This window comes from Arenibacter echinorum (assembly GCF_003259375.1).
In the GTDB taxonomy this organism is placed as follows: Bacteria; Bacteroidota; Bacteroidia; order Flavobacteriales; family Flavobacteriaceae; genus Arenibacter; species Arenibacter echinorum.
In genome coordinates this window covers 1-2,137 of sequence record NZ_QLLN01000020.1, presented here as the reverse complement: position 1 = coordinate 2,137, position 2,137 = coordinate 1, and the positions used below count along the sequence as shown (strand labels likewise).

The following is a 2,137-nucleotide window of genomic DNA, read 5'->3' as shown; positions in this document are numbered from 1 at the left end:
AACTGGGAACTTGGGAACAACCTCGACCCAAAGGACAGCAGCGATGGCCAAAAAGACAGGAATGGAGATGGCTATACCAATCTAGAAGAGTTTTTACACGCGCTAACCATAAAATAATATTTCCCAAATACACAATTTAAAAAGCAGGGCTCCAAGCCCTGCTTTTTGTATTTAAAACTCTAGAATCTCTAAATAAATTCAACTTAAAATAATCATTAAAGATATTTCTCAAAAAATTGTGTTTTTATTTAGTGTAAAAAATAGCATGCGCTCTAATTTTAATTAAGTGAGCCTCATGATAAGGACCAAGCTTCTCTCCATAAAACTTATTATTATCATGTACTAGAAACATATAAAAATTTCAAGAAAATCCCTCAAAAAAATCTATCGCCTGCAATTTAAATAAGTGGTATTTAATAATTAATTTACAATACACATTTTAACTAAATGCAATCCCCCAGCATTTCTCAAATCCAGAAGGACTAAAGAAATTTTGAACTTATTAAGCCTTAAGGAAATTAATGAAATAAACCAACTCCACGATTAAAATCCTTTTAAATTTCAAGAAAACCTTTCAGGAATTATATAATTCCAAAACTTGAAGCTTTGGGCAAAAAAATTCTATACCATTTTTTTTAAAAAACAACACTACAATAAAATCTCATACCCCATGCAATTCCTAGAATCTAATTAAAAAATAGAATCCTGTGGTCAATCCTTGTGCTTTCTCTCTATATCCCTATTTCGCAACACTTCGCCATTCCGCAGATCATATCTTTTACACACGCTAATACTTGCCATAAACATTTATTCAAGACACTCCATGACTCACTCAAACCCTCATTCAATAAGATGGTGTTACAAGCAATCTCCAAAGATAAATTTAACCGCACAGGGCAGCCTTTAAATTGTGTACCTATAATCAAACAATAAAGTCCTTTTGAAATATAACAATTCCAAAATAATAAAATTGTCATTAAGTCTCCCTAACCCCTAGATGTTAAGAAAAACGACCATTCAACGAGATTAGATTTAATCAAATCATAAAGAAAAAGGTATTTCATCGAATAAGGAAATTCTTAACATCCAAAGCTAAAAAGCATACGTAAAACTAACAACGCACATTCAAATAGGCAGTTGGTCGGAAATATTTGTCATTTGCCGATGTTATTGTGAAATTAAAAATTATTATAAACCCCAATTGTAAACCCCAAATGTTTATCAATTAAATTAACGTCTTAGAACTTATGAAAATCACCCCCTCGAATCTATTACAAGTGACCTTGGCATGCTTTGTCCTTTTTTTAAATTTCTCCTGCAACAAGGATTCCGATCTGTTGGCGGAATATGTAGTGGAAGAAAACCCAATTGGCAGCGATCCAAAAGAAGTAATTCTCGATTTAGCCCATGCAGTATTTACTACTGAAGAAGATCAACCTGTAACCTTTAACTTGCTTTATAACACTTCTAGCGAAAGGAAAGGACGAAGAAGATATAAAAGTAGTTCCAAACCTAAATACGGTGAAATCACCATAGAAAAGGACAGTATAGCAGTATACACTCCACCGAGCGATTATAATGGTAAGGATGATATTGAAATAACATTGGAAGTCACCAATGAAGATGAAACTACAACAGAAGAAGTTGTAACAGTTGATGTTACCGTAGAACCTGTTGAGGATGTTGTTGAAGATATCGTAGAAGTTACTTCTGACTCTCCTATAATTATAGAGCCCTTAAAAAATGATACATTTAAAAAAGAAAGTGAGGTAACCATAACTGAGGTTAGTCAACCCTCCAATGGTACCGCGGTAATCAATGAAGATAATACCATTACCTATACCCCCAATACAAATAACTCTGAGGAGGTTGCCACCGAGGAAGTTGTTTCAGAAGAGATTGTTTCTGAAGAGGTTGCTACTGAAGAGGTTGTGACTACCGAAGCGGATACCTTTACCTATACTACTTCGGTTACCAATCCAGACGACACCGTTTCGGAAGAAACTGGGTCGGTCACCATAACCAACAAAACGCCAACTCCAACTACGGAAGAACCTGTGGAGATGGGAGTATTAAAGGCATTCCCGGGAGCCGAAGGATTTGGAAAGAACACAACTGGCGGAAGGGGCGGCAAAGT

General features: G+C 35.2%; 1 protein-coding gene. It reads left to right on the top strand.

Features of this window, described 5'->3' with window-relative positions:
• Positions 1–1,247: 1,247 nt before the first annotated feature.
• The coding region (locus tag LV92_RS21655; RefSeq protein WP_146613567.1) for an Ig-like domain-containing protein at positions 1,248–2,137 on the top strand (890 nt) is incomplete at its 3' end.